The sequence below is a fragment of the Catenuloplanes atrovinosus genome (assembly GCF_031458235.1).
GTDB lineage: Bacteria > Actinomycetota > Actinomycetes > Mycobacteriales > Micromonosporaceae > Catenuloplanes > Catenuloplanes atrovinosus.
On sequence record NZ_JAVDYB010000001.1, the window covers coordinates 513751 to 537731 of the forward strand.

A 23981-nucleotide genomic window follows, 5' to 3' on the forward strand; every position below is an offset into this window, starting at 1 on the left:
TGACGCTGGTCAGTGCGGACGACCGCCCGATGCGGCAAGGAGGGCCGGATAGAGACAGTCCAGGCCCAGCGGTGCGGCGAGAAGCGCCTGACCCGACATGACCGTCACCCCCTCCTGATCATCGCCCCCGGACCTCCCGGAGCCGATTCATACGTTAATCCTTCGCCGTCGCCAATCGCAACCATTTATTCGTGGCATTCTCCGGGTGGCGCGGCGGCCGTATCGTGGCCCGCGTGACCGCAGCCCGGCTCGGAATCGACTTCGGCACCTCCAGCACCGTCGCGCTCATCTCGATCGACGGCCGTGCTCCGGTGCCGCTCCTCTTCGACGGCTCGCCGCTGCTGCCGTCCGCGGTCTGGGCCGATCCGCACGGCCGGCTGGTCGTCGGCCGCGACGCGCTGCAGGCCGCGCAGGCCGATCCGGCCGCGTTCGAGCCGTCGCCGAAGCGGCACATCGACGACGACACGCTGTTCCTCGGCGTCGCGCAGCCGTCCATCGTGGATGTCATCACGGCCGTGTTCGCACGCGTGGCGGCGGAGGCGCACCAGGTCGCGGGCGCGCCGGTAGCCAGTGCGGCGATCACGTACCCGGCCGCCTGGGCCGCGCCGCGCCGGGCCCGGCTGGAGGCGGCCGCGCGCCGCGTCTTCCCGTACGTGACGCTGGTCAGCGAGCCGATCGCGGCCGCCAGCTACGTGGTGCGCCGCGCCGCCGCGAAGATCCCGCCGGGCGGCACCGTGCTGGTCTACGACTTCGGCGCCGGCACGTTCGACGCGTCCCTGGTCCGGGCGGACGCGCACGGGCTGACCGTCGCCGCGACCGAGGGCCTGGACGACACCGGCGGGCTGGACGTGGACGCGGCGATCGTGGCGCACCTGGAGTCGGTGTACGGGCCGGGGGACCCGGCGGCCTGGGCGCGGCTGTCCATGCCGGCGACGCGCGCGGACCGGCGGGCCCGGCGCGCGCTGTGGGACGCCGCGCGGGACGCCAAGGAGGTGCTGAGCCGCGCGCCGTCCACCGTGATCGCGCTGCCGGGCGACCGCGAGGCGCCGCTGGGCCGGGAGCAACTGGACGAGCTGGCCCGGCCGGTGCTGGCCCGGACGGTGAGCACCGCGGCGCGGGTGACCGCGGCCGTGGGACGGCCCGGCGGTGTGTTCCTGGTCGGCGGCGCCAGCCGGATGCCGCTGGCCGCGTCGCTGCTGCACCGGGCGCTGGGCGTGGCGCCGTCGCTGCTGGATCAGCCGGAGCTGGTGGTGGCCGAGGGCGCGCTCTACGCCACCGAGCCGCCCCCGGCACCGGTGCCGGCGCCGACCGTGGTGTTCCCGGCGGCTCGCACCGCCTCGGCACCGGCGAGCGGCCGGGGCCGGCGGATGCCGCTGATCGTCGCGAGCGTCGCCGTGGTGCTGGCGATCGCGGCCGCGGCCGCCAGCCCGATGCTGCTGCGCCCGGACACGCCGGTCGCCGATCCGACGGGCACGCCCACCGGGCGGCCCGCCACCGAGGGCGCGGAGACCGCCGCGCCGGGCGGCGCGCGCCCGACGGGGCGACCGGCCGATCCCTCGACCGGCGGGTCGTCCTGCCTGGTCGGCACCTGGACGAAGATCGAGCACCGGGAGGAGACCCTCTTCGGCGAGGACGAGGACGAGGTGGAGGCGATCGGGAAGGGCGGCGGCACCCTCGTGCTCCGGCCGGACGGCACCTATACACACAGCTTCCAGGGCAGCAAGCCGCTGGTCGTCGAGTACGGCGGTGACACCTGGGAGTACGTGTACGGCGGCGAGGTCACCGGGCGTTACGAGGCGCTGGACACCGGCGTCATGGCGATGACCGACGAGAAGGCGACGGGTGAGGTGATCACCCGGCGTGACGGCGCCACGGTGGAGACCGAGCCGATGCCGACCAGTGAGCGCGAGTACGACTACTACTGCGACGGGCCGGACGAACTGCAGCTCTACGGAGGCGAGATCACGTACCACCTCCGCCGCGCGTGAACCCGTACCCGGGCTCAGTCCTCGCCCAGCCACAGCCGGTCGCAGAGCGCCGACAGCCCGAGGGTGAGGTGGCGGCGGTAGGTGCTGAACGGCAGGCCCAACCGCCGTGCCGCCGCCTCCTGCGTCGGCGCCCCGCTCAGGAACGTGGTGGTCAGCACGCGGTGCTGCTTCACGGTCCGGGTCTGCCGGCCCAGCGCCTCCACCGCGGACGCCAGCGTGCGGCGCAGCGCCTCGACCGGGTCGGCCGCGTCCCGGACCAGGCCGGTGCGCAGCAGCGGGCTCTCCGTCAGCCGCTCCGGGCGGCGCCAGGCGCGCAGCGCGGACCGTACCTCCGCGTCGAACTCGGCCCTGGTGAGCACGGTCAGCCCGGGGTCCGGGCGGGGCGGCAGTTCCGCCACCGGGCGCACCGAGTTGCCGGCCAGCCACTGCGCCGGCGGTGCCGCGCGCCAGTCGTGCGCGAACAGGTGCCGCTCCCGGCCGCCGGTGGTCGCGGTCAGCCCGGTGCCCGGCATGTCGAAGTAGCGCAGCGCGCCGATCCACCGCGACGGCGCGTCCGTGGCCAGGAACGTCCATCCAGGACGGTCCCGGCGCACGATCCGGCCGAGCACCCGGTAGACCGCGAGGTCCTGCACGGCCGCGGCCCGGCGGCGCTCCATCGGGCCGGCCAGGCGCTCGCCGGCCGGGCGTTCCGCGGCCGGCGCGCCCGCGGACGGACGGGCCACGAAGCGCAGCACGTCCAGCTCCTCGCCGGCGGCCAGCGGCGCGGCCGTGTGCGTGTACGCCCAGGCGGCGGCCAGCACCGGGTCCCGCTCGCACTCGGCCGCGTCCTCCGCGCCGAGCCGCAGCAGCGCGGAGAAGCCGATCAGCTCGCCACGCGCGGCCCGCGGCTCCAGCGGGTGGAGCGGGCCGACGCGTGCGGTGTCCAGCAGCGGGATCGGCTCCTCGCGGCGGTACGCCCGGAACGCGGACGGCTGCCGCGCGAACCAGAACTCGACCAGCTCGGGCTCGTCGCTGAGCGCCAGCAGCGCGGGCAGTTCGGACGGGTCGACCGCGTCCTCGTACACGCCGCTGGTGGTCGGCATCGCGGCCGCGTCGTCCGGCGCGCCGCTCGGCATGCCGAGGATCGCGTCGTAGAACGCGGTGGCGCCGAACCGGCGGTGCAGGTAGCCGAGCATCACCATGGCCGGCATGATCGCGTCGCCGGCCGCGACCCGGGCGCGCTCGTACAGGTAGTCGCGGATGCGGTCGTGCAGTGCGCGGTGGCCGTCCGGGTCGCGGTGGGCGAAGTGCGCGTCCACCGAGTGCCGGATCGCGCCGTTCGGCACCAGGCCGAACGGGGAGGCGTGCATGAACGACTGGGTACGCAGCCACTCGAACATGGCGGAGGCCTCGTCGCCGACCACGGCGCGCAGCAGGTCCTCGGTGATCACCACCGAGTGCGCGGCGGCCCGCAGCGCGAGCCGGTGCGTGGCGGACGGCAGCGGGCCGGCCAGCGACTCGACCACGCGGTCCAGCAGTTCCGGCGTCGGTGACCAGCCCGCGCCGTCGCGGATCGTGGCCTGCGCGGTGCGGGCCGCGAGCGCGAGCGCGGACGGGTTGCCGCCGGAGAACGCGACCATCGCCTGGCGCAGGTGCGGCGCGACGCCGAAGCGGTGCAGCAGCGAGCCGGAGTCCGGCCGGCTCAGCGGGCCGAGCGGCAGCGGGCGGATCGCCTGGGACCAGCCGGGATCGGCGCTCCACCGGGTGATCGGCGACCGGCGCGCGGCCAGCACCACGCGCGCGTCCATCGGCAGCCGCGGCAGCAGCCGGTCGCACAGCCACGCCTCCAGCGCGGGGATGCGGTCCGCGTCGTCGATCAGCACCACGGGCGCGCCGGGCCCGGCCGCGTCCGCGCGCTCCTCGTCGCCGTCCCGGCCGTCCACCCGCAGCACGGTGCGGCCGGCCGTGCGTGCCTCGTCGGCGAACCGGGCCAGCAGCGCGGTCTTGCCGATGCCGGCCGGGCCCTCGACCACCAGCAGCGCGTGCGGACTGTCCGGCCGCAACAGCTCGTGGAACGCCGCCATCTCCGGCTGCCGGCCCAGGAACGTCTGCCGTTGGGACGCGCGCAGGCGGTCCGCGACGGATCGGATCGGCAGGGAGCTCAGCGATCTCACGGCACTCACGCGACACACCGTAGAGTGACGGGCCACGCGGTTCAATCTCCCGAAAGTCATACGGGGCGTGACAGAAACGCATACTTCGGCTACCCGTAGTCATAATCCCCGGTAGTGGCCGTCACGATATGTGCACCCGCCGGTCCGCGCGTCGGTCCAGAAGGGACGAAGACAACATCATGACAGGCCGTTTCGTGCACCTGGTCCGGCACGGCGAGGCGGCCGGCGGCGCGTTGACCGAGACCGGCCGCCGCCAGGCCGCGGCCGTCGGTGCCCGGATGGCCTCGCTGCCCATCGCGGCGCTGCACCACGGCCCGCTGCCGCGCGCGGCCGAGACGGCCCGGATCGTGGCGTCGCACCTGCCGGGCGTACCGGTGCGGGAGTCGGAGGTCTGTGGCGACTACATCCCGCCGGTCGGCGACCCGGCCGCGCTGCCGCGCGTCTTCCGGGACTTCCTGGCCGAGGTGACCGAGGAGGAGTACGCGCACGGCGCGGCGCTGGCCCGGGCGGCGCTGGCCACGTTCGCGCGGCCGTCGGAGACGGAGACGCACGACCTGATCGTCACGCACGCGTTCACGGTCGGCTGGTTCCTCCGGGACGCGCTGGGCGCGCCGGAGCCGCGCTGGCTCGGTCAGAACGCGTCCAACTGCGCGCTGACCACGATCCTCTACCGGCCCGGCCGGCCGCCCGCGCTGGTCGCGTTCAACGAGGCCAGCCATCTTGTGATCTAGCGCTCACCCGGATCGGCATCTTGACAAACGCGCGCAACGTCAGGTGTCGCCGGGGTGCCGTATCCTTCCGAGCCATGCAAGAGACAGCCCGCTTAGCTGGGTTCTTCGCAGCGCACGGCATCTGGAGCGTGTCCGCCGGCGACAAGCTCGTCCCGCTGATGGGTTACGAGCACGCCGACGGCGACCGCGCCATGGCCCGCTTCGCCGACGACGACCCGGGCATCTCGGCCCTGACCGGCCAGGAGGCGCTCGAGTCCAACGAGTTCGCGGCCACGCGTGCCGCGCTCGTCGTCGAGGGGTTCATCCACCTGGCCGCCACGCCGCGCATCGACGCGCTGATCGTGCGCGCCGTCTCCTACTTCCCGGAGCGGAGCGCCATGGCCGTGGCCGTCCCGTACCGTCCGAACACCGACAGTGACGGATTCGCCGTGCATCGCCCGAGATTCCTCGGCTTCGACAACGTCGAGCGTGAGGAGTTCCTCAAGATCGCGGATGCCTTCCACGAGGGCGTCAGCTCCCACGAGGAGGCCGCCGAGGTCTGGCACACGGCCCTCGACGAGTCGATCTGACAGGCAGATCATCCGGGGGTACGGCCGGGAGCATCGCGGCTCCGGGCCGTACCCCCGAACGGGTTCGATCGTGACTTACTTGGCGTCGAGCAGGTCGACGATCGCCGCGGAGGCGCGGAAGTACTTGTTCCGGCCGAGCTCGCCGATCGTGCGGATGCCCAGGGCGTCGCGCAGGAACTTCGCGCCGTTCTCGCTGATGCCGGCGAGGGCCGCGACCGGAGCGGCCGCGATCTCCTCCAGGCTCTTGTCCTGGTACTCCTTGTCGACGATCTTGCTCAGATCACCGGTGACAGCCATGGATCCTCCAGGTTCGCAGGCGTTCCACTATGGAAAACCGCGCGAAGGCTAGCAGACCGATCTTGACGGGTGGCGGGGACGATCGCGCCCCCGCCACCCGTGCTCCCTACCGGCGCATCAGCGCGAACATCGCCCAGCCGAGGTACGGCCGCTGCCAGCGCACGTGCTGCGATTGCGACCGGGTCAGCTCGGCCCGGATCTCCGGCGCCAGCTCGTCGTCCGGGTTCGCGTCCAGCCACCGCCGCATGCTGAGCCAGCTGGCCGCCACGTAGCGGTCCCAGCCGCGCTCGTCCGCCGCGACCAGCTCGACCACGTCGTACCCCAGCTCGTGGAACCGCTCCACGGCCCCCGGCAGCGACAGACAGTCGACGCCCCGCAGATCGCCGAAGATCGCCTCGACCGCCTCGCGCGGCGGATCCACCCGCCAGAAGACGTCGCCGACCAGCAGCATCCCGCCCGGCCGCACGCTGCGCTCCATCAGCCGCACCGTGCCCGGCGTGTCCCCGGCGATCCAGGTCGCGCCGACGCACGCCACCAGGTCCACCGGCTCGTCCGCGACGTACCGCCCGGCGTCGCCGTGCACGAACCCGACCCGGTCCGCGACACCCAGGTCGGCCGCCCGCGCGCGGGCGTCGGCCAGGAACGCGGTGCTGAGGTCCACGCCGGTGCCGGTCACGCCGTGGTCCCGCGCCCAGGTGCACAGCAGCTCACCCTTGCCGCAGGCCAGATCCAGGACCGTGCTGCCCGCCGGCAGCCGCAGCGCGTCCCCCAGCGTCGCCAACTGCGCCGGCTCGACCGGATTCAGAACCCGGTGACTACTCTCTCGAATGACGAAGTGCCTCGGTATATCCACAGTCGTGTGTCCTCACGTCTCGATTCCTGACAACCCTGTCGACTCCGGAACCGACGACGGTCATAGGTCACCACACTCCCACTTCGGCGTTCCGCGCAGGCTAACGACGTCCGCCCGTACCCGCGAGCGAGTTTTTATGGACCGCCGGCCTCCCATTCGCCGGGCGACACCCGGCCCCGGCGCGCGACCGCCGGACGAATCTCCGCACCGTAGCGTCGTGGACCACCGGGCCGGGCCAGGCCCGGAACGGTGGACCGCGCCGGCCGGGCTACTGTGGCCCGGATTCCGGGGGCATGGACGTGTCGTGGGACCGCGTATCGTGCCGGAGCCGTCGAGAGGGGACAGGGTCATGAGGCGTCCATTGCGGGGCATCGTGTCGGCCGCGGTGCTGTGTGCGGTCGCCGCGTGCACGTCGCCGTCGCCGGCACCGAGGGAGGCCCCGGCCGGGCCGGCCCCGGCCGAGTCGGCGGGCGGGACCGTGACCGGTGCGCCCGGTGACGCCTGCACCGGCGAGGACATCACGGCGGAGGCGACCGTGCAGAAGGCGGGGGTCGCGCTGCTCACGATCACGAACACCTCCGCGGCGCCGTGCCGGCTCACCGGCTGGCCCAAGCTCGGCCTGCTGGCGGCGGACGGCAGCGCGCTGACCGTGCCCGTGCGGGAGGTGCCGCAGCCCGGCCCGGCCACGCCGGCCGACGTCGCCCCGGGTCAGAGCGCGTACGCCGGCTTCAGGTGGACGAGCTGCGACAAGAGCGCCACGGACTGCGCGGTCGCGACCACGCTCACCGTCGCGCCGGAGGGCGGCGGTGCGCCGGTCACGGCCACGTTCACCGGGGTGGCGGGCGGCACGCAGACCGTCGACGAGCTGCCGTTGTCCGCGCTCACGGTCGGCACGCTCCAGCCCTCCCCGCAGGGGGTCGTCGCCTGGTGACCGCGCCGGAGCGGTGAGCGCCGCGTTCCCGGGCGCACCGGTCCACGGGCCGATGATCGCCTGAACGGGCCGGGCCGGTGGATGGTATCGATCTGCGTCGGTCGATATCCTGCCGGCATGGAGCAGGTGTCCCCGGAGCGGATCGTAGCGAACGTGCTGCACCTGATGACGCCGGAGCGGTGCGTGAGGCTGCTGGGCCGGCTGCGCGACGTCGTGCGGCCGGGCGGGCGGCTGCTGCTGGTCGACTGGTGGCGGGACCCGGTCTCGCCGCATCGGGACAGCGTCAATGGCGCCTCCGAGTTCCTGATGTTCAGCGGCGGCGACACGTACGAGGTGAGCGAGGTGGCCGAGTGGCTGACCGACACCGGCTGGCGGCTGCTGGAGGTGCGGGAGGTGCTGCCGCCGACCGGCCTGGTGATCGCGGAACCGGTCAGGTGACGGTGAGGCCGTGGGCGCGGAAGGCGTCGCGGGCCGCCTCGACCGCGTCGGGGGACGGCGGCAGGGTGTCGCGCAGCGGGAAATCCAGGCCGATCGCCTCGTACTTGTGCTGGCCGAGGCGGTGGAAGGGGAGCACCTCGACGCGTTCGACGGAGGGTAGCCCGGCGACGTAGCCGGCGATGCCGCGCACGTTGTCGATGTCGTCGGTGAGGCCGGGGACCAGCACGAAACGTACCCACACGGGTTTGCCGAGCGTGGCGAGCCGGCGGCCGAAGCGGAGCGTCGGCGCGATCTCGCCGGTGCCGGTGACCCGGCGGTAGGTGGCCGGGTCCCAGGACTTGATGTCCAGCAGCACCAGGTCGACCGCGTCCAGCAGGGTGTCCGGGGCGCGGTCGCCGAGGAAGCCGGAGGTGTCCAGCGCGGTGTGCAGGCCGCGGGCCTTGCAGGCGCGCAGGAACGCCTCCGCGAAGCGGGGCTGGTGCAGCGGCTCGCCGCCGCTGAGGGTGACGCCGCCACCGCTGATCTTGATGAACCGCTCGTAGCGGCTCACCTCGGCCATCAGCTCGTCGACGGTCATCGGCGTGCCGCTGCGCCGGTACCAGGTGTCGGGGGAGTGGCAGTAGCGGCAGCGGAGCGGGCATCCGGCCAGGAACGCCACGAAGCGGGTGCCCGGGCCGTCCACGCCGATCGACGTGTCGAACGAGTGGACGGCCCCCTGGAGCGTCACAGCGACTCGTGGAACGTGCGCGAGATGACGTCGCGCTGCTGCTCTCGCGTCAGCCGCACGAAGTTCACCGCGTACCCGGACACCCGCACGGTGAGCTGCGGGTACTTCTCCGGGTGCGCCATCGCGTCCTCCAGCGTGGCGCGGTCGAGCACGTTGACGTTCATGTGGAAGCCGCCGAGTTCGGTGTACCCGTCCAGCACGCCGGCCAGGTCGGTGATCCGGTCCTCGCGCGTGTGCCCGAGGCCGTCCGGCGTGACCGTGCAGGTCAGCGAGATGCCGTCGCGGGCCGAGGCGTAGGGCAGCTTCGCCACCGAGAGCGCGGCGGCCACCAGGCCGTGCCGGTCCCGGCCGTTCATCGGGTTGGCGCCCGGCGCGAACGGCTCACCGGCGCGGCGGCCGTCCGGCGTGTTGCCGGTGTGCTTGCCGTAGACCACGTTCGACGTGATGGTCAGCACGCTCATGGTCGGCTCCGCGCCCCGGTACGCCGGCTGCCGCCGGATCCGGGCCATGAACTCCTCCACCAGCCACGTCGCCATCGCGTCGACCCGGTCGTCGTTGTTGCCGAAGCTCGGATACTCACCGTCGATCTCGTAGTCGACGGCCAGGCCGGTCTCGTCGCGGATCACCCGGACCGTGGCGTACCGGATGGCGGAGAGGCTGTCCACGGCCACGCTCAGGCCGGCGATGCCGGTCGCCAGGAAGCGGTGCACGGGATAGTCGTGCAGCGCCATCTCCAGCCGCTCGTACGCGTACCGGTCGTGCATGGCGTGGATGACGTTGAGGGCGTCCACATAGGTCTCGGCCAGCCAATCCAGCGTCCGCTCGTACGCGGAGACCACCTCGCCGAACTCGAGCACGTCGCCGGTCAGCGGCGGGGACGCCGGCGCGACCTGGTCGCCGGTGATCTCGTCCCGGCCGCCGTTGATCGCGTAGAGCAGCGCCTTCGCCACGTTCGCCCGGGCGCCGAAGAACTGCATCTGCTTGCCGACCCGCATGCCGGAGACGCAGCAGGCGATCGCGGTGTCCTCGCCGTATTCGCGGCGCAGCGCGTCGTCGTTCTCGTACTGGATCGCGCTGGTGTCCAGCGACACCTGCGCGCAGAACCGCTTGAAGCCCTCGGGCAGCGCGCGGGACCAGAGCACGGTCAGGTTCGGCTCCGGCGCCGGGCCCAGGTTGTAGAGCGTCTGGAGGTAGCGGAAGCTGGTCCGGGTCACCAGCGGGCGCCCGTCCCCGCCGAGGCCGCCGAGGCTCTCCGTCACCCAGGTCGGGTCGCCGGAGAACAGCGCGTCATACTCCGGCGTGCGCAGGAACCGGATGATCCGCAGCTTGATCACGAAGTCGTCGACCAGTTCCTGCGCGTCCATCTCGGTGAGCGTGCCCTCGGTCAGGTCGCGCTGGAGGTAGACGTCGACGAACGTGGCGGTGCGGCCCAGCGACATCGCGGCGCCGTTCTGCTCCTTGGTCGCGGCCAGGTACGCGAAGTACAGCCACTGGATCGCCTCGCGGCCGTTCGTGGCCGGCCCCGAGACGTCGTAGCCGTACGAGGCGGCCATCTCCTTCAGCTCGCGCAGCGCGCGGATCTGCTCGGCCAGTTCCTCGCGGTCCCTGATCACGTGCTCGGTGGACCGGGCGTGGTCCAGCGAGCGCTTGACCCGCTGCCGGTCGTCGATCAGCCGGTCCACGCCGTAGAGCGCCACCCGCCGATAGTCGCCGATGATCCGGCCGCGGCCGTAGGCGTCCGGCAGGCCGGTGATGATGTGCGACCGCCGGGCCCTCAGGACCGCCTCCGGGTACGCGTCGAACACCGCGTCGTTGTGCGTCTTGCGGTACCTGCCGAACGTCTCCCGGACGGCCGGGTCCAGCACGTACCCGTAGGCCTGGAGCCCGTTCTCCACCATCCGCAGGCCGCCGTTCGGCATGATCGCCCGGCGCAGCGGCGCGTCCGTCTGCAACCCGACGATCAGCTCGGCGTCCCGGTCGATGTAGCCGGGCCGGTGACTCGTGATGGTGGACGGCGTGCTCGCGTCCACGTCGTAGATGCCGCGCTCGCGCTCCACCGGGAACATCGCCCGCAGCCGCGACCAGACGCCGATCGTGCGGACCGTCGGGCCGGCGAGGAAGTGGTGGTCACCCTCGTACGGCGTGTAGTTGTCCCGGATGAACGCGGCCACGTCGATCGCCCGGCGCCAGTCGCCGCCGGTGAAACCTCGCCAGGGCTCCGCCGCCCGCGGCCGTACCGCCACCTGTGCCGTCATCTCGCCGGCCTCCCTTCACCGTCACGACCAGCGTCGTCCCGGCGGCGCGCGGCGGACAGGGCCGGAGGTCCCGGGCGGTACGGCCGCTGTGCCTCAGGCGTCCCGGATCTTCTCCAGCACCGCGTCGAGCGTCAGGTCCGCGGCGCTGGACAGCAGCAGGTCCGCGGCGGTGAACCGGGCCGGGTCGGCGTGCGGGTTCGGCACGGCCACGCAGCGCAGCCCCGCGGCCCGGGCCGCCGCCACGCCGTGCGCGGTGTCCTCGAACGCCAGCGCCTCGCCCGGCGCTACGCGCAGCCGGTCCAGCGCCAGCCGGTAGACCGCGGGGTCGGGCTTGTGCGCGGCCACCTCGTCGCCGGTCGCCAGCACCTCGAAGCGGTCGCGCAGGCCGGCGCGACCGAGCAGCGCGCCCACGTGCGACACCGGCGAGCTGCTCGCCACCGCGAGCCGTAACCCCAGCTCACCTGCCCGGTCCAGCCAGCTCACCACGCCCGCGGCCGGGGCGAGCGCGTCGTTGAGCCGGCGCCGGTACTCCTGCCGCAGCCGGTGGCTGAGCGCGCGGTCGTAGCCGGCGCCGACCGCGGTGGCCAGCGTGGCGTAGCGCTCCTCGTTCGCGTCGCCGCCGTGGTCGGCGAAGAACCCGGCCGGGTCCAGCTCCAGGCCGTGCCGCCGCCACTCCCACCGCCAGCTCTCCAGCAGCGTGGTCTCGGTGTCCATCAGCAGGCCGTCGAAGTCGAGGATCAGCGCCCGGATCGTCACCGTCACAGTATCCCAGTTGCATGATCATGCGTCCGTCTGCATATAATTTCGACGTGTCCAAGGTGCTTACGTCATTGCCCGCCGGCGAACGCGTCGGTATCGCCTTCTCCGGTGGTCTCGACACCTCCGTAGCGGTCGCGTGGATGCGCGAGAGGGGTGCGGTGCCCTGCACGTACACCGCCGACATCGGTCAGTACGACGAGCCCGACATCGCGTCCGTGCCCGGCCGTGCCGGGCAGTACGGTGCGGAGATCGCCCGGCTGGTCGACTGCCGCGCCGCGCTGGTCGAGGAGGGCCTGGCCGCGCTCGCGTGCGGCGCGTTCCACATCCGCACCGGCGGCCGGGCGTACTTCAACACCACGCCGCTGGGCCGCGCCGTGACCGGCACCATGCTGGTCCGCGCCATGCTCGACGACGGCGTGCAGATCTGGGGCGACGGGTCGACGTTCAAGGGCAACGACATCGAGCGCTTCTACCGGTACGGGTTGCTGGCCAACCCGTCGCTGCGGATCTACAAGCCGTGGCTGGACGCGGCGTTCGTCGACGAGCTCGGCGGCCGGCACGAGATGTCCGAGTGGCTCCAGGCGCGCGACCTGCCGTACCGGCACAGCACCGAGAAGGCGTACTCCACCGACGCGAACATCTGGGGCGCCACGCACGAGGCCAAGTCGCTGGAGCACCTGGACGTCGGCCTGGAACTGGTCGAGCCGATCATGGGCGTCAAGTTCTGGGACCCGTCCGTGGAGATCCTGCCGGAGGACGTGACGGTCCGCTTCGAGCAGGGCCGGCCGGTCGCGATCAACGGCAAGACCTTCGCGAACGATGTGGACCTGGTGCTGGAGGCGAACGCGATCGGCGGTCGCCACGGGCTCGGCATGAGCGACCAGATCGAGAACCGGATCATCGAGGCGAAGAGCCGCGGCATCTACGAGGCGCCCGGCATGGCGCTGCTGCACATCGTCTACGAGCGGCTGGTCAACGCGATCCACAACGAGGACACGCTGGCCACGTACCACATCGAGGGCCGCAAGCTGGGCCGGCTGCTCTACGAGGGCCGCTGGCTGGACCCGCAGGCGCTGATGAGCCGCGAGTCGCTGCAGCGCTGGGTCGGCGCCGCGGTCACCGGCGAGGTCACGCTGCGGCTGCGGCGCGGCGAGGACTACTCGATCATCGACACGTCCGGTCCGGCGTTCAGCTACCACCCGGACAAGCTCTCCATGGAGCGCACCGAGAACGCCGCGTTCGGCCCGCTGGACCGCATCGGTCAGCTCACCATGCGCAACCTCGACATCGCGGACTCGCGCGCCCGGCTCGAGCAGTACGCGCGGATCGGCATCGTCGGCGGCACCCAGGCGATCGCGGCCCAGCCGTCCACCACCACGCTGATCGGCGCCATGCCGGCCGGCGGCGCCGAGGCGATCGCGGCCAGCCCGGTCCCGCCCGCCGAGGACCAGTTCCTCGACGCCGCGGCCATGGAGTCCGGCACCGACTGACGACCCCTCGGTGGACCGCGCCCCGGCGCGGTCCGCCGGCGGCGTCGCTACGGCTTGCGGAGCACCCCGCACCACTGGTCGACCTCGACCGGCAGGCCGCCGTCGGCCAGCGGCTCCGGCCGCCAGCGCGAGCACGACACCCAGCCCGGCTCGATCACCTCCAGGCCCGGGAAGAACGCCGCGATCCGTTCCGGCGTACGCAGTTTCAGCTTCGGCTGCGCGTCGATGTTCCAGACCCGTACCGCCTCCGCGGTCGTCGCGCCGTTGACCGCGGTGGTGGTGTTCGCGACCGCCACGTAGCTGCCGGACGGCACCGCCTCCAGCAGCCGGTCGATGATCCGCTGCAACTCGTCGTCGTCGCCGATGAAGTGCATGATGCCGAGCAGCATGATCGCCACCGGCCGGGCGAAGTCGAGCGTCTCCGCCGCCCGGCGCAGGATCGCGTCCGGATCGCGCAGGTCCGCGTGCAGGTAGGCGGTGGACCCCGCCGGCGAACTGGTCAGCAGGGCGCGCGCGTGCGCCAGCACCAGCGGGTCGTTGTCGACGTAGACGATCCGGCTCTCCGGGGCGAGCTGCTGGGCGACCTCGTGCGTGTTGTCCTGGGTCGGCAGCCCGGTGCCGATGTCCAGGAACTGGCGGATGCCCGCCTCGGCGGTCAGGTAGCGCACCGCCCTGCCGAGGAACTCCCGGTCCGCCCGCGCCAGCTCGATCACCACCGGGAAGATCTCCCGCACCCGATCGCCGACCTGCCGGTCCGCCGCGAAGTTGTCCTTGCCGCCGAGCCAGTAGTTCCAGATGCGCGCCGTGTGCGGCACGTCGGCGCGGACGTCGTCACCGTCCACGACGGGTTCGTCAGTCATGATCAACCTTCCCCGGCCTCGCTCGCAAAGCGACCACAGTGGAGCATCGATGCGGGCGATGGTATCGACAGTCGCCGAGAAGCGCGATCACCAGAGGACTCGTGGGCCGCAGCGACCCCGGCGGGGGCGGGGGCCGCTGCGGCCGGCGAGGAAGGGCGCCATCCGGGGGAGGATCGCGTGTCCTACTTGTACCCCGGCGTCCGCTTGGGAAACCACCCGCGCCGATCTCGAAGACGTGTGCGTCACCCGTCCTGGTGTTCGGCGCGAGCGATCTCGCCGAACGCCAGCGACAGGTACTCCGCGAACGGCCGCGCACCGAGCAGGCTGGCGATCAGCAGCGCGCCGTGCCGGGCCTGGGCCAGCGCCTTCGGCGGCGCGTCGTCGCCCTCCGGGTCGTAGACGCCCAGCGCGCCGGCCAGCAGCACCAGCACCACCTGCGGGTCCACGTCCGCCTGCCAGGTCATCGCCTCGCGCACGCAGCGCGCCAGCACCGCGCGCACGTCGTCGCTGTCCACGCCGTCCGCGTGCGACTCCTCCACCAGCATGCGCACCACCGCGCCGAGCACCCGGCCGACCCGCTCCTGGTCCAGCGCCGCCAGCGCCTCGGCCGCGGGGTCGAACGCCGCCGCATCCCGCGCCCGGGCCGCACCGACCGCGTCCGAGGCGGCGACGGCGATGGCACGGGCGGCGGGAGGCAGACTCATGCGCCGAGCGTAGTCGCTACGGTGTGTCTGGTGGATCTCGCCTCGGCTCGACGAGATCCACCAGACACGCCTAGACCAGGACCGTGGCGTCGCGCAGGTACAGCGGTGACCACTCCGGCGCGCCGTCCCGGCCGTGCCGCGGATCCACGCCGATGAACGGCATCCGCTTGATCACCGTGGTGGTGTGCCGTGCGGCCCAGTCCACCGTCGTACGGTGCCGCAGTCGGTCCCCGCAGCGCCACCGCCGGGTGCCGAAGTCCACGATCGAGTCGTGCCCGTGCACCTGCCCGAACGGCGGGAACACGGTCTCGGTCAGCCACCCGTGGTACAGGTCCGTCCCCGCCTCCGCCCACAGCGGCCCGCCGAGGTCGGCCAGCAGTGCCTCCGGCCGCGTGTTCAGCAGCTCGGCCGTGGTGCCCGCGGTCACCGGCTCACCCAGCTCCCGCCACGCCCGCACGGTCAGCCCCGCGTGCGTGACCAGCAACTCCTCGCCCTGCGCGGTTCGTACCGCCGCCGCCACCCGCATCCGGTCCCGCAGCCACCAGTCCCGCAGCCGCGCCGCGTCCGCCTCGTCCAGCGGCTCAGGCCAGAACGGCTCGCCGATCCCGGCGTACGGCGCCTCATGATTGCCGATCAATTGGATCCACCGGCCCGGCGCCTCGCGCAGCCGCTCCGCCACCAGCTTCAGCACGCCCGGACTGTCCGGCCCCCGATCCACCAGGTCCCCGGCCTGGATCACGGTGATCTCCGGATCCTCGGCCAGCGCGGGCAGCACGGCGGCCAGCCGATCCGCGCACCCGCCCACATCCCCGACGATCACCACGGTAGCCATCCGGTCCCTTTCGGTAGCGTCCGCCAAACGTACCCACGTCGTCCTTCGCCGGCGTGCCGGGCGGCGCTACCGGGGGACAGGTGGCAGCCCGCGCGGTCCTCCGCGGGGAGGACGATGGGCCGCGCGGCGCGGCGCGAAGAGCCGGAAGGGCTTGATCTTCCCGCTCCCGGCGTGGTGCGGCCCGCATGCTCCCGCGGGCCAACCTCCGGCTCCCCTCCGACTCCGCTGGCGCTCCGCTCCGGTCCGCCGTTCGAAAGCCGGTCCCGCCGCCGCTCCCGGAGAACCACGCGATCATCGGCGCGGCCGAGACCGCCGCCGCGCCGCCGCCGGCGCTCGCCGCGATCCGCCGGGAGCGGCGCCTGTCGCGATCGGCTAGGGAGCGCGGGTGTCGCGAGTCGCCGGGTCGTGCGAGACCTGGATATGCCGGAAGGCGCCAGACGCGCATATGGGGGTGCGGCGCCCCACCGCACCCCCATATCCCCCGTCCCCCCCCGGGAGTCACAACGGTCATCCTGCCGTGCGGATCGACGGTCGAGAATCCGGCTTCACCCGGGATTTCGGGTCTGCCGAGTGCGGGGAAAACCCCTAAGCCGTAGTACCAGGAGGCCCCCGATCCCGGGCACGAGCGAGGAGAGACGCGCGGCGCGGGTGAGGCCGGGGAGCCGGAACGCCGCGATGATCACGAAGAGGTAGGCGCAGCCGTGGATCGGGCCCATCAGCGAGGCGACGCCGTCGATGTGCACGGTGGCGAGGTTGGCGAGCAGCACGAGCAGTGACAGGGCCTCGACCGCGGCGGCGACGCGCAACAGGGTACGGATGTCGAAGCCCACGATCACGCGCCCGTGGTGGAGCCGGGGCGGACGATCATCAGTACGGTGACGATCGCCCACAGCAGGTTGAACAGGCCGGTGACCATCCCCAGCCGGGAGATGGCACGGCCGGTGGGCGCGGCCGGTCCGGGTGGCGTGTCCAGGCCGGCGGCGAGTGCGGCCTGACGGGGTAGCACGGCGAGGATCAGCAGGAGCGCGGCGATCGCGGTGAGGGCCATCGAGGTCAGTAGCCAGGCGTCGGTGAGTACGCCGAGGCTGCTGGCGGTGGCCAGGCCGAAGACCGGGACGGCGACGCCGACGACCGCGTAGACGCGGCAGATGCGGTGCAGCAGGCGGGCCCAGGACGCGGCCTGCGGGTCGGGCGGGTCGGCGAGCGCGCGCCGCAGCACGGCCGGGAACATGCTGGCCGCCACCGTGATCGGCCCGATGGCGATGATCGCGGCCAGCACGTGTACGGCGAGGAGGAACTTCGTCACCGCGCCGACGGTAGGCCAGCGGGAGGCGCACGGGGAGTGGCGAAAATGCCGTATACCAACGGATTCGAGCCAACAAGGAACAGCAGGTCAGTGGAGGAGAGCCGCACCCGCGCATGGTTGAATTCTCGCCATGCATACCGTGGCCGTGCTGGCCCTGGACGGCGTCGTGCCGTTCGATCTCGCGACGCCGCTGGAGGTGTTCGGGCGCACCCGCCTGCCGGACGGGCGCACGCCGTACCGCGTGCTGGTCTGTGCTGTGGGCGGCGAGGTCGAGACCGGCGCCTTCACGCTGCGGGCGCCGCACGGGCCGGCCGAGCTGGCCGCGGCGGACACGATCATCGTGCCGGGCGTCGCGGATGTGGACGCGCCGGTGCCGGAGGAGGCGCTGGCGGCGCTGCGGGCGGCGGCGGCGCGCGGCACCCGGATCGCGTCGATCTGCTCGGGCGCGCTGGTGCTGGCCCGGACCGGACTGCTGGACGGGCTGCGCGCCACCACCCACTGGCTGGCCGCCCCGGTGCTGGCCGCGCGGCATCCGGCGATCGAGGTCGACCCGGACGTGCTCTACGTGGACGAGGGGCAGTTCCTGACCTCCGCTGGTGCGGCCGCGGGGCTGGACCTGTGCCTGCACCTGATCCGCCGCGATCACGGCTCCGCGGTGGCGGCGGACGCGGCGCGGCTGTCCGTGATGCCGCTGGAGCGGGAGGGCGGCCAAGCGCAGTTCATCGTGGGACCGCTGCCGGCCACGCCGCGCGGCTCCGAACTGGAGCCGCTGCTGCGCTGGCTGGAGGAGCACGCGCACCGTGAGCTGACGCTGGACGACATGGCGCGCCGGGCCGGGATGAGCACGCGCACGCTGAACCGGCACTTCCGCGAGCAGTTGGGCAGCACGCCGTTGCAGTGGCTGTTGCGGGCCCGGATTCGGCGCGCGCAGCATCTGCTGGAGACCACCGGGCACCCGGTGGACCGGATCGCGGGGCAGGTCGGCTTCGGCTCGCCGACCGCGTTCCGCGAGCGGTTCCGGCGGACCGTGGGCACCAGCCCGGCCGCGTACCGCTCGGCGTTCCGGGACCATACCCGCTAGAGGCCGGGTTGGCGCGATTGTTGCGAATCCCGGCTCACCGGCGGTGATCGCCGCCCAGAATGCTGCTGTTCGCAGCCGTTCTCTGGGGGGTACCGGTGAAGGTCCGCTCGTTCGCCACCGCCGTCGTCACGGCCGTCCTGGTCGCCGTCGCGGCGCCGCCACCGGCGGCCGCGGCCGTCTCCGGGCCCTGCCGCGCGGGTACGCCGCCGGCCGCTGAGCCGACCGACGAGTTCTACGCGGACCGGGGCGAGCTGGGCCCGGAGCAACTGCCGTCGGAGGAGCCGGCCGGGTCGCTGATGACCGGGTACCGGCGGTTCGGCGGAATGAGCAAGGAGACGTTCACCGACCGGTACCGCGCCGCCGGCGGCTGGGTCCATCCGCCGGAGGACGGCTTCCTGATCCTGCGCGGCGTCGCGGTCCGCTACCAGCAGACGCTGGTCGAGGGCATGCGGGTGGACCGGTTCGGCTACCCGAGCGGGCGCTACCTGGCGCCGGTCGACACGCTCTATCTGCAACGCGCGCTGCCGCCGGAGCGGCTGAACACGCCGGTGGGCGCGCCGCAGGGCAACTACCACGTCTACTGCGTGCTGCGCGCGTTCACCGTGGAGGCCGGCCCGATCGCGCCCTGGTTCGGCCAGCCCGGCCTGGGCCTGCAGTACCGGCTGGACGACCGGTTCCTGCCCGCGGCCGGCGACCGCGTCTCGGTGGGCTGGCTGGTCGATCACGGCTACCTGGTCGAGGAGGATCCGGCTCGCTGACTTTTTCGGTCGATGAAATAAACAAGGCCGATTGCGGACCGTGGCGTTCACCGCGCGTAGCGTCACGAGACATGCGGGTCATCGGGGTCGGATTCGGACGGACCGGCACGGCGTCGCTGAGGGTCGCGCTGGAGCGCCTCGGCTATGGACCGTGCTACCACATGTTCTCCGTGCTGGCGGAGCCCGCGCGCGCCCGGGGCTGGCTGGCCGCGGCCAAGGCCGTGGAAGCCGCGGACGGCGCCGTCGACCCGCCGTGGGAGGAGATCTTCGACGGGTACGACAGCACGCTCGACTGGCCCGGCGTGGCGTTCTGGCGGGAGTTGGTCGAGGCGTACCCGGACGCGCGCGTGATCCTGACCGTGCGCGACCCGTACCGCTGGCACCAGAGCATGGACGAGACCATCCTCCGCGCGCTGCGCAACAGCCGCAGTCCGGTGCTCGGCCGGCTGATGCAGTTCGGCGCGCGGCTGCGGCCGGACCTGGGGGCGTTCTGGGAGATGATCGACCGGGTCGTGGTGCGGCGGTCGTTCGGCGGCGACGTCGGCGGTGGCCCGGAGCGATTCGTGCGGATGTTCGACGAGCACTCCGCCGAGGTGATCGCGGCGGTCCCGGCCGAGCGGCTGCTGGTCTTCGAGGTCGCGGACGGCTGGAAACCGCTCTGCGACTTCCTCGGCACGACCGCGCCGGACGAGCCGTTCCCGCACGTGAACGAGCGCGCGGAGTTCGCCCGGATCGCCGGCACGCAGCAGCGCAAGGTGGTGGTGCCGGCGCTCGCGGGCGTGGTCACCGCGCTGGCCGCGGCGGTGATCGCGACCCGGGCGCTGCGGCGCCGGCACTGACCCGTCAGTCGCGCGGCAGGCCGGCGCGGCGGCGGGAGACCTCCGCGACCGCGCCCCAGTCCAGGTCCGCGTCGCCGTGCGCGATCGCGTCCAGGAACTGATCGCGCAGCACCCCCGCGAACGGCATCGGCACCCGCGCGTCGAAGCCGGCGGTCAGGCCGAGCGTGACGTCCTTGAGCCCGAGCGGCAGCCGGAAGTTGGCCGGCTCGTACCGCCGGTCCCGGACCATCGCGCCGTACGTGCTGTAGACCACGCCGGGGAAGATGCTGTTGGTGAGCAGGTCGATCAGCGTGCCGGAGTCCACGCCGTACGCCTCGGTCAGCGCGGACGCCTCGCCCGTCGCCTCGATCGCCGACGCGATCATGAAGTTGGCCGCGATCTTCGTGATCACCGCCTGCTCCGGGCCGTCGCCGAGCGGCCAGGTCCGCTGCCCCATCGCGGCGAACAGCGGCTCCACCCGCTCCAGCAGCGCGGCCGGGCCGGACGCGAGGATGTTGAGCTTGCCGGCCGTGGCCACCTCGATGCGGCCGAGCACGGGCGCGGAGACGTACCCGATGCCGTGCGCGGCGTGCAGATCCGCGGCCTCGCGCGCCAGCGCCACCGAGACCGTGGCCATGTTGACGTGCACGGTCGCGTCCGCGCCGGCCAGCAGCGCCTCGTCGAGCAGCACCGCGCGCACGGACGCGTCGTCGGCCAGCATGGAGATCACCACGTCGGCCCGCCAGGCCTCGGCGACGGACCCGGCCTCGGTGGCGCCGTCCGCGACCGCGGCCCGCACCGGCTCCGGCGACCTGTTCCACACCCGCACCGTGTGACCGGCCCGGACCAGGTTGGCGACCATCGGCCGCCCCATCCCGCCGAGCCCGATGAAACCGACGTCCATGGGTTCCTCACTCTCGTGTCGCCGCAGACGTTACCCGTCATGATCCTCGGCGCCGGGCTGGGAACGCTCACACCGTACCCACAGGACCTTTTGCTCTTGGGTCTTCGCGGTCTACTGTGAGCGCTCACAGATACATCGACGTTCATCGTCATGAGGAGGCAGACCTCATGTCCCTGCGAACCGTCCTGGGCGCGCTCGTGGCCGTCACGCTCGGCGCCACGCCGCTGGTCGCGTCGCCCGCGCGGGCCAGCACGCTCTCCATGCGCGGCGCCGACGTGTCCACCCTCCAGCGCGCCACCGACCTCGGCGCGCGGTACTACACGGCCGCCGGCGCGCAGGCCGACCCGCTCGACATCCTGGCCGGCGCGGGCGTCAACTACGTCCGGCTGCGCGTGTGGGTGAACCCGGCCAGCGGCTACAACAACGCGGCGAAGGTGCTGGCGTACGCGCGGACCGTCAAGGCGAAGGGCTTCAAGCTGCTGATCGACTTCCACTACTCGGACACCTGGGCCGATCCGGGCGTGCAGACCAAGCCCGCGGCCTGGGCGAGTCACGGCCTGAGCCGGCTGGCCACGGACGTCTACGACCACACGTACGGGCTGTGCACCGCGCTGAAGGCGCAGGGCACCACGCCGGACAGCATGCAGATCGGCAACGAGATCAACGTCGGCATGCTGTGGAACGACGGGAAGATCGTGAACAACGACTTCCGGCCGCTCGCCACGCTGCTCACCTCCGGCTACAACGCGGTCAAGGCCTGTAACGGCGGCACCCAGGTGCTGATCCACACCGCGAACTCGGACAGTCTCGCGCACGCGCGCTGGTTCTACGACGGCATCCGCGCCGCCGGCGTGACCTGGGACGTCACCGCGCTGTCGTACTACTGCAACTGGCACGGCACGATGGCCAACCTGACCACGGTCATCAGGGACATGATCTCGCGGTACGGCAGGCCGGTGGTGCTCGCGGAGACGGCCACGCCGTTCACGCTGGACGACGCGGACGGCACCGGGAACAGCATCACCACCGCCTGCCCGGGCTACCCGGCGACCTGGGCCGGGCAGGGCGAGGCCTTCACCGCCGTGCAGAACGCGGCGAAGGCGGGCGGCGCGATCGGCGTCTTCTACTGGGAGCCCACCTGGTACGCGGTCCCCGGCAACGGCTGGGACCCGCGCGACATCCAGAACTCCGGCGACGGCTGGGACAACATGGCGGTCTTCAACTGGACCGGCGTCTTCAACGCGGCGGTCCGCTGGATCGGCTGACCGGATGGTCGCAGTGTCCACATGGCGTCATGTCGCCTTCACGGCAGCGGCTGCGGTGGGCGCCGCCGGGCTCGCGCTTACAGACTGTCGTCAAGAGGCAGTGACAGTCGGAGGTGAGCCCGGTGACCCCCTTCAGTGGCGACGAGTACGACCCGTGGACGCCGGGCGCGGGATCGCCGCCCGCCGACGCGGCGCCGCCACCTGCGCCGGTGTCGCGCCGCTCGTTCGCGCCGCGCCGGCCGTGGGCGTCCCGCACCTGGTACCGGCCGGCGCCCGGCACGCCCTGCTGCTGCGGGTGCCGTCCCAGACCGTAGGGTCGGACCGTGGCCCACGCCGTCTTCGCAGGTCTGTGCACGCTCGACGTCATCCAGTCGGTGGCGCGCGTCCCCGCCGAGGACGAGAAGGTGACCGCGCTGCGGCAGACCGTCGCGGCCGGCGGCCCGGCCACCAACGCGGCCGTCACGTTCGCCCACCTCGGCGGCGCGGCGACGCTGCTCACCGGCATCGGCCGGCATCCGCTGGCGGCCGGCGTCCGGGCCGACCTGGCGGCCCGCGGCGTGCGCGTGCGGGACCTGGCGCCCGAGCACGACGGCCCGCCGGCGGTGTCCAGCGTGCTGGTCACGGCCGGGACCGGCTCGCGCGCGGTGGCGTCGACGAACGCGGCCGGCGCTCACCTCGTACCGCCGGATGATCTGGACCTCGCCGGGGTGGCGGCGCTCGAGGTGGACGGGCATCACCCGGCGCTGGCGGAGGCGGCGCTGACCGAGGCACGGCGGCGCGGCATCCCGGCGATCCTGGACGCGGGCAGCTGGAAGGACGGCACCGCGCGACTGCTGCCGCTGCTGGACGTGGTCGCCGCCTCGGCCGACTTCCGGCCGCCCGGCGACGGCCCGGTCGAGAAGATCATCCGGGGGTACGGCGTGCCGTGGATCGCGATCACCGCGGGCGCGGCACCGATCCGGTGGTGGGGTCCCGGCGGCGTCTCCGGCGAGGTCACGGTGCCCGCGGTGTCCGTCGTGGACACGCTCGGCGCCGGCGACGTCTTCCACGGCGCGCTCACCCACGCGGTCGCGACCGGCGGCCGTCCCACGCCCGCCACGTTCCCCGGCATGCTCGACTTCGCGGCCCGGATCGCGGCCCGGGCGTGCGGCTCCTTCGGCACCCGGGCGTGGATGCACCATGCAGGCACATGATGACCGGGGCGGTATGACCGTAATGCGAGCGCCCTTCGTAGAGTGTGGTCATGGAGGACGGGGCGCTGCTGGATCCCGAGCACGACCGGGTCTACCGGGCGCTGATCAGGCTCGGCTCGGCCCGCGTCGGTGAGGTCGCCCGGCGCGCCGAACTGCGCGACGACGACGCGGCTAGCGCGCTGCGCGCCCTGCGGGACCAGGGACTCGCGGCCGAGCGCGCGGGCGACGCGACCGTCTACGTGGCACTCGCGCCGGACGTGGCGCTCGGCGACCGGCTGCTGCGCCGCCAGGCCGCGCTGGAGGAGGCACGCCGCGCGGTCGCCGCGCTGTCCGAGGAGTTCCGCGACACCGCCCGCCGCCGCGACGCGGACCGGCTGGTCGAGATCGTGCACGGCCGGGCCGCGCTGCGCAGCCGGCTGGCCACCGTGCAGGCCGAGGCGCGCGAGGAGATCCTCTGGTTCTGCCGCGCCAACCCGCTCGCCATGCCCGGCACGGAGAACACGGAGGAGCCGGGCGCGCTCGGCCGCGGCGTGCGGTACCGGGCGATCTACGAGCGCGGCCTGCTCACCGACCCCGGCGAGCTGACCGGCATCACGGACAGCGTCCGCCTCGGCGAGGAGGCCCGCACGCTGCCCGCGCTGCCGGTGCGCCTCGCGATAGCGGACCGGCGCACCGCGATCTGCCCGCTCGTCCCGGACGGCGAGCGCGGCTTCGTCGAGCCCACCGCCGCGCTGGTCCGCCGCAGCGAGCTGCTGGACGCGCTGCTCGCGCTCTTCGAGTCCCACTGGGAGCGCGCGACGCCGCTGCGCCTGGCCGGCGGCGTGATCGAGGAGGCCGAGGCGGATGCGTCGGAGAAGCACCTGCTGTCGCTGTTCGTGGCCGGGCTGCCGGACAAGTCGATCGCGTCCCAGCTCGGCGTGAGCCGCCGCACGGTGCAGCGCCGGCTGGACCGGCTGATGTCGATCGCGGGCGTCGACACCCGTACCGGCCTCGCCTTCCAGGCCGCGCGGCGCGGCTGGCTCTAGGTGTGCTGTCCCACCGTGGGCTGACCGGCCGGCGGCGGAACGAG

The 23981-nt window shown here is 73.2% G+C and carries 24 protein-coding genes; 12 read left to right on the forward strand and 12 right to left on the reverse strand.

Annotation, left to right across the window (positions count from 1 at the left end; translation table 11 throughout):
- Positions 1-233 precede the first annotated feature (233 nt).
- The gene (locus J2S41_RS02295) at positions 234-1988 is read left to right on the forward strand and encodes an Hsp70 family protein (protein ID WP_310362378.1); all 1755 of its coding nucleotides are present in this window, start codon (positions 234-236) and stop codon (positions 1986-1988) included.
- Positions 1989-2002: 14 nt separating this feature from the next.
- On the opposite strand, the gene J2S41_RS02300 is transcribed toward J2S41_RS02295, so the two are convergent.
- Positions 2003-4150: an ATP-binding protein gene (locus J2S41_RS02300; RefSeq protein ID WP_310362380.1), complete on the reverse strand. Its 2148-nt coding sequence runs from the start codon at positions 4148-4150 to the stop codon at positions 2003-2005.
- A gap of 170 nt (positions 4151-4320) precedes the next feature.
- Between J2S41_RS02300 and J2S41_RS02305 the strand changes: the two genes are divergently transcribed.
- The gene (locus J2S41_RS02305) at positions 4321-4872 is read left to right on the forward strand and encodes a histidine phosphatase family protein (RefSeq protein WP_310362381.1); all 552 of its coding nucleotides are present in this window, start codon (positions 4321-4323) and stop codon (positions 4870-4872) included.
- Positions 4873-4946: 74 nt separating this feature from the next.
- The gene (locus J2S41_RS02310; protein WP_310362384.1) at positions 4947-5441 is read left to right on the forward strand and encodes a hypothetical protein; all 495 of its coding nucleotides are present in this window, start codon (positions 4947-4949) and stop codon (positions 5439-5441) included.
- 75 nt (positions 5442-5516) lie between these two features.
- On the opposite strand, the gene J2S41_RS02315 is transcribed toward J2S41_RS02310, so the two are convergent.
- A complete protein-coding gene (locus J2S41_RS02315; RefSeq protein WP_310362386.1) occupies positions 5517-5738 on the reverse strand; it encodes a hypothetical protein in 222 nt (73 codons plus the stop codon).
- Positions 5739-5844: 106 nt separating this feature from the next.
- On the reverse strand, positions 5845-6519 hold the full coding sequence (locus J2S41_RS02320; protein ID WP_310362389.1) for an SAM-dependent methyltransferase: 675 nt from the start codon (positions 6517-6519) through the stop codon (positions 5845-5847).
- A gap of 421 nt (positions 6520-6940) precedes the next feature.
- Between J2S41_RS02320 and J2S41_RS02325 the strand changes: the two genes are divergently transcribed.
- Both J2S41_RS02325 and J2S41_RS02330 read left to right on the forward strand, forming a co-directional pair.
- Positions 6941-7522 carry a DUF4232 domain-containing protein gene (locus tag J2S41_RS02325; RefSeq protein ID WP_310362391.1) on the forward strand — a complete coding sequence of 194 codons (582 nt, stop codon included), beginning with the start codon at positions 6941-6943 and terminating at the stop codon, positions 7520-7522.
- A 117-nt stretch (positions 7523-7639) separates the two neighbouring features.
- A complete protein-coding gene (locus tag J2S41_RS02330) occupies positions 7640-7960 on the forward strand; it encodes a methyltransferase (protein ID WP_310362395.1) in 321 nt (106 codons plus the stop codon).
- Here J2S41_RS02330 and pflA read toward each other — a convergent pair.
- The 3 genes from pflA to J2S41_RS02345 all read right to left on the reverse strand — a co-directional run bounded on the left by pflA (position 7953) and on the right by J2S41_RS02345 (position 11698).
- Positions 7953-8687, reverse strand: a complete 735-nt coding sequence (pflA, locus tag J2S41_RS02335; RefSeq protein WP_310362397.1) for a pyruvate formate-lyase-activating protein — start codon at positions 8685-8687, stop codon at positions 7953-7955. The two genes, J2S41_RS02330 and pflA, sit on opposite strands and share 8 nt — an antisense overlap.
- Positions 8684-10942 carry a formate C-acetyltransferase gene (gene pflB, locus J2S41_RS02340; RefSeq protein ID WP_310362399.1) on the reverse strand — a complete coding sequence of 753 codons (2259 nt, stop codon included), beginning with the start codon at positions 10940-10942 and terminating at the stop codon, positions 8684-8686. Before pflB ends, pflA begins: the two co-directional genes overlap by 4 nt.
- A gap of 93 nt (positions 10943-11035) precedes the next feature.
- On the reverse strand, positions 11036-11698 hold the full coding sequence (locus tag J2S41_RS02345; RefSeq protein ID WP_310362402.1) for an HAD family hydrolase: 663 nt from the start codon (positions 11696-11698) through the stop codon (positions 11036-11038).
- 53 nt (positions 11699-11751) lie between these two features.
- On the opposite strand from J2S41_RS02345, the gene argG reads away from it, so the two are divergent.
- On the forward strand, positions 11752-13191 hold the full coding sequence (gene argG, locus J2S41_RS02350) for an argininosuccinate synthase (protein WP_310362404.1): 1440 nt from the start codon (positions 11752-11754) through the stop codon (positions 13189-13191).
- A gap of 47 nt (positions 13192-13238) precedes the next feature.
- Here the strand turns inward: argG and J2S41_RS02355 are convergent, their stop codons facing one another.
- The 5 genes from J2S41_RS02355 to J2S41_RS02375 form a co-directional block, all read right to left on the reverse strand.
- The gene (locus J2S41_RS02355) at positions 13239-14051 is read right to left on the reverse strand and encodes an SAM-dependent methyltransferase (protein ID WP_310362406.1); all 813 of its coding nucleotides are present in this window, start codon (positions 14049-14051) and stop codon (positions 13239-13241) included.
- 242 nt (positions 14052-14293) lie between these two features.
- Entirely contained in the window at positions 14294-14755 is a 462-nt protein-coding gene (locus tag J2S41_RS02360; protein WP_310362409.1) for a hypothetical protein, read from the reverse strand.
- 70 nt (positions 14756-14825) lie between these two features.
- The gene (locus J2S41_RS02365) at positions 14826-15587 is read right to left on the reverse strand and encodes a metallophosphoesterase (RefSeq protein WP_310362411.1); all 762 of its coding nucleotides are present in this window, start codon (positions 15585-15587) and stop codon (positions 14826-14828) included.
- 545 nt (positions 15588-16132) lie between these two features.
- On the reverse strand, positions 16133-16423 hold the full coding sequence (locus J2S41_RS02370; protein WP_310362414.1) for a DUF3817 domain-containing protein: 291 nt from the start codon (positions 16421-16423) through the stop codon (positions 16133-16135).
- Positions 16420-16893 (reverse strand): hypothetical protein, encoded by a 474-nt coding sequence (locus J2S41_RS02375; RefSeq protein ID WP_310362417.1) that lies wholly within the window; start codon positions 16891-16893, stop codon positions 16420-16422. Before J2S41_RS02375 ends, J2S41_RS02370 begins: the two co-directional genes overlap by 4 nt.
- A gap of 130 nt (positions 16894-17023) precedes the next feature.
- On the opposite strand from J2S41_RS02375, the gene J2S41_RS02380 reads away from it, so the two are divergent.
- The 3 genes from J2S41_RS02380 (at position 17024) to J2S41_RS02390 (ending at position 19571) form a co-directional block, all read left to right on the forward strand.
- Entirely contained in the window at positions 17024-17974 is a 951-nt protein-coding gene (locus tag J2S41_RS02380) for a GlxA family transcriptional regulator (protein WP_310362419.1), read from the forward strand.
- 59 nt (positions 17975-18033) lie between these two features.
- Positions 18034-18732: a TNT domain-containing protein gene (locus J2S41_RS02385; RefSeq protein ID WP_310362422.1), complete on the forward strand. Its 699-nt coding sequence runs from the start codon at positions 18034-18036 to the stop codon at positions 18730-18732.
- 71 nt (positions 18733-18803) lie between these two features.
- Entirely contained in the window at positions 18804-19571 is a 768-nt protein-coding gene (locus J2S41_RS02390; RefSeq protein ID WP_310362425.1) for a sulfotransferase family protein, read from the forward strand.
- Between the two features lie 4 nt (positions 19572-19575).
- Here the strand turns inward: J2S41_RS02390 and J2S41_RS02395 are convergent, their stop codons facing one another.
- Positions 19576-20454: an NAD(P)-dependent oxidoreductase gene (locus J2S41_RS02395; RefSeq protein WP_310362428.1), complete on the reverse strand. Its 879-nt coding sequence runs from the start codon at positions 20452-20454 to the stop codon at positions 19576-19578.
- 167 nt (positions 20455-20621) lie between these two features.
- On the opposite strand from J2S41_RS02395, the gene J2S41_RS02400 reads away from it, so the two are divergent.
- From J2S41_RS02400 to J2S41_RS02410, 3 genes are all read left to right on the forward strand, one after another.
- The gene (locus tag J2S41_RS02400; RefSeq protein WP_310362431.1) at positions 20622-21719 is read left to right on the forward strand and encodes a glycoside hydrolase family 53 protein; all 1098 of its coding nucleotides are present in this window, start codon (positions 20622-20624) and stop codon (positions 21717-21719) included.
- A 323-nt stretch (positions 21720-22042) separates the two neighbouring features.
- Positions 22043-22912, forward strand: a complete 870-nt coding sequence (locus tag J2S41_RS02405) for a PfkB family carbohydrate kinase (protein WP_310362434.1) — start codon at positions 22043-22045, stop codon at positions 22910-22912.
- A 50-nt stretch (positions 22913-22962) separates the two neighbouring features.
- Positions 22963-23937 carry a helix-turn-helix domain-containing protein gene (locus J2S41_RS02410; protein ID WP_310362437.1) on the forward strand — a complete coding sequence of 325 codons (975 nt, stop codon included), beginning with the start codon at positions 22963-22965 and terminating at the stop codon, positions 23935-23937.
- Positions 23938-23981 lie beyond the last annotated feature (44 nt).

Excerpts from the sequence above, each read along its gene's own strand:
- J2S41_RS02305 (WP_310362381.1), top strand. The coding sequence starts at position 4,321 with ATGACAGGCCGTTTCGTGCACCTGGTCCGGCACGGCGAGGCGGCCGGC.
- J2S41_RS02310 (WP_310362384.1), top strand. The coding sequence starts at position 4,947 with ATGCAAGAGACAGCCCGCTTAGCTGGGTTCTTCGCAGCGCACGGCATC.
- J2S41_RS02315 (WP_310362386.1), bottom strand. The coding sequence starts at position 5,738 with ATGGCTGTCACCGGTGATCTGAGCAAGATCGTCGACAAGGAGTACCAG.
- J2S41_RS02325 (WP_310362391.1), top strand. The coding sequence starts at position 6,941 with ATGAGGCGTCCATTGCGGGGCATCGTGTCGGCCGCGGTGCTGTGTGCG.
- J2S41_RS02330 (WP_310362395.1), top strand. The coding sequence starts at position 7,640 with ATGGAGCAGGTGTCCCCGGAGCGGATCGTAGCGAACGTGCTGCACCTG.
- pflB (WP_310362399.1), bottom strand. The coding sequence starts at position 10,942 with ATGACGGCACAGGTGGCGGTACGGCCGCGGGCGGCGGAGCCCTGGCGA.
- J2S41_RS02355 (WP_310362406.1), bottom strand. The coding sequence starts at position 14,051 with ATGACTGACGAACCCGTCGTGGACGGTGACGACGTCCGCGCCGACGTG.
- J2S41_RS02360 (WP_310362409.1), bottom strand. The coding sequence starts at position 14,755 with ATGAGTCTGCCTCCCGCCGCCCGTGCCATCGCCGTCGCCGCCTCGGAC.
- J2S41_RS02365 (WP_310362411.1), bottom strand. The coding sequence starts at position 15,587 with ATGGCTACCGTGGTGATCGTCGGGGATGTGGGCGGGTGCGCGGATCGG.
- J2S41_RS02380 (WP_310362419.1), top strand. The coding sequence starts at position 17,024 with ATGCATACCGTGGCCGTGCTGGCCCTGGACGGCGTCGTGCCGTTCGAT.
- J2S41_RS02385 (WP_310362422.1), top strand. The coding sequence starts at position 18,034 with ATGCTGCTGTTCGCAGCCGTTCTCTGGGGGGTACCGGTGAAGGTCCGC.
- J2S41_RS02390 (WP_310362425.1), top strand. The coding sequence starts at position 18,804 with ATGCGGGTCATCGGGGTCGGATTCGGACGGACCGGCACGGCGTCGCTG.
- J2S41_RS02395 (WP_310362428.1), bottom strand. The coding sequence starts at position 20,454 with ATGGACGTCGGTTTCATCGGGCTCGGCGGGATGGGGCGGCCGATGGTC.
- J2S41_RS02400 (WP_310362431.1), top strand. The coding sequence starts at position 20,622 with ATGTCCCTGCGAACCGTCCTGGGCGCGCTCGTGGCCGTCACGCTCGGC.
- J2S41_RS02410 (WP_310362437.1), top strand. The coding sequence starts at position 22,963 with ATGGAGGACGGGGCGCTGCTGGATCCCGAGCACGACCGGGTCTACCGG.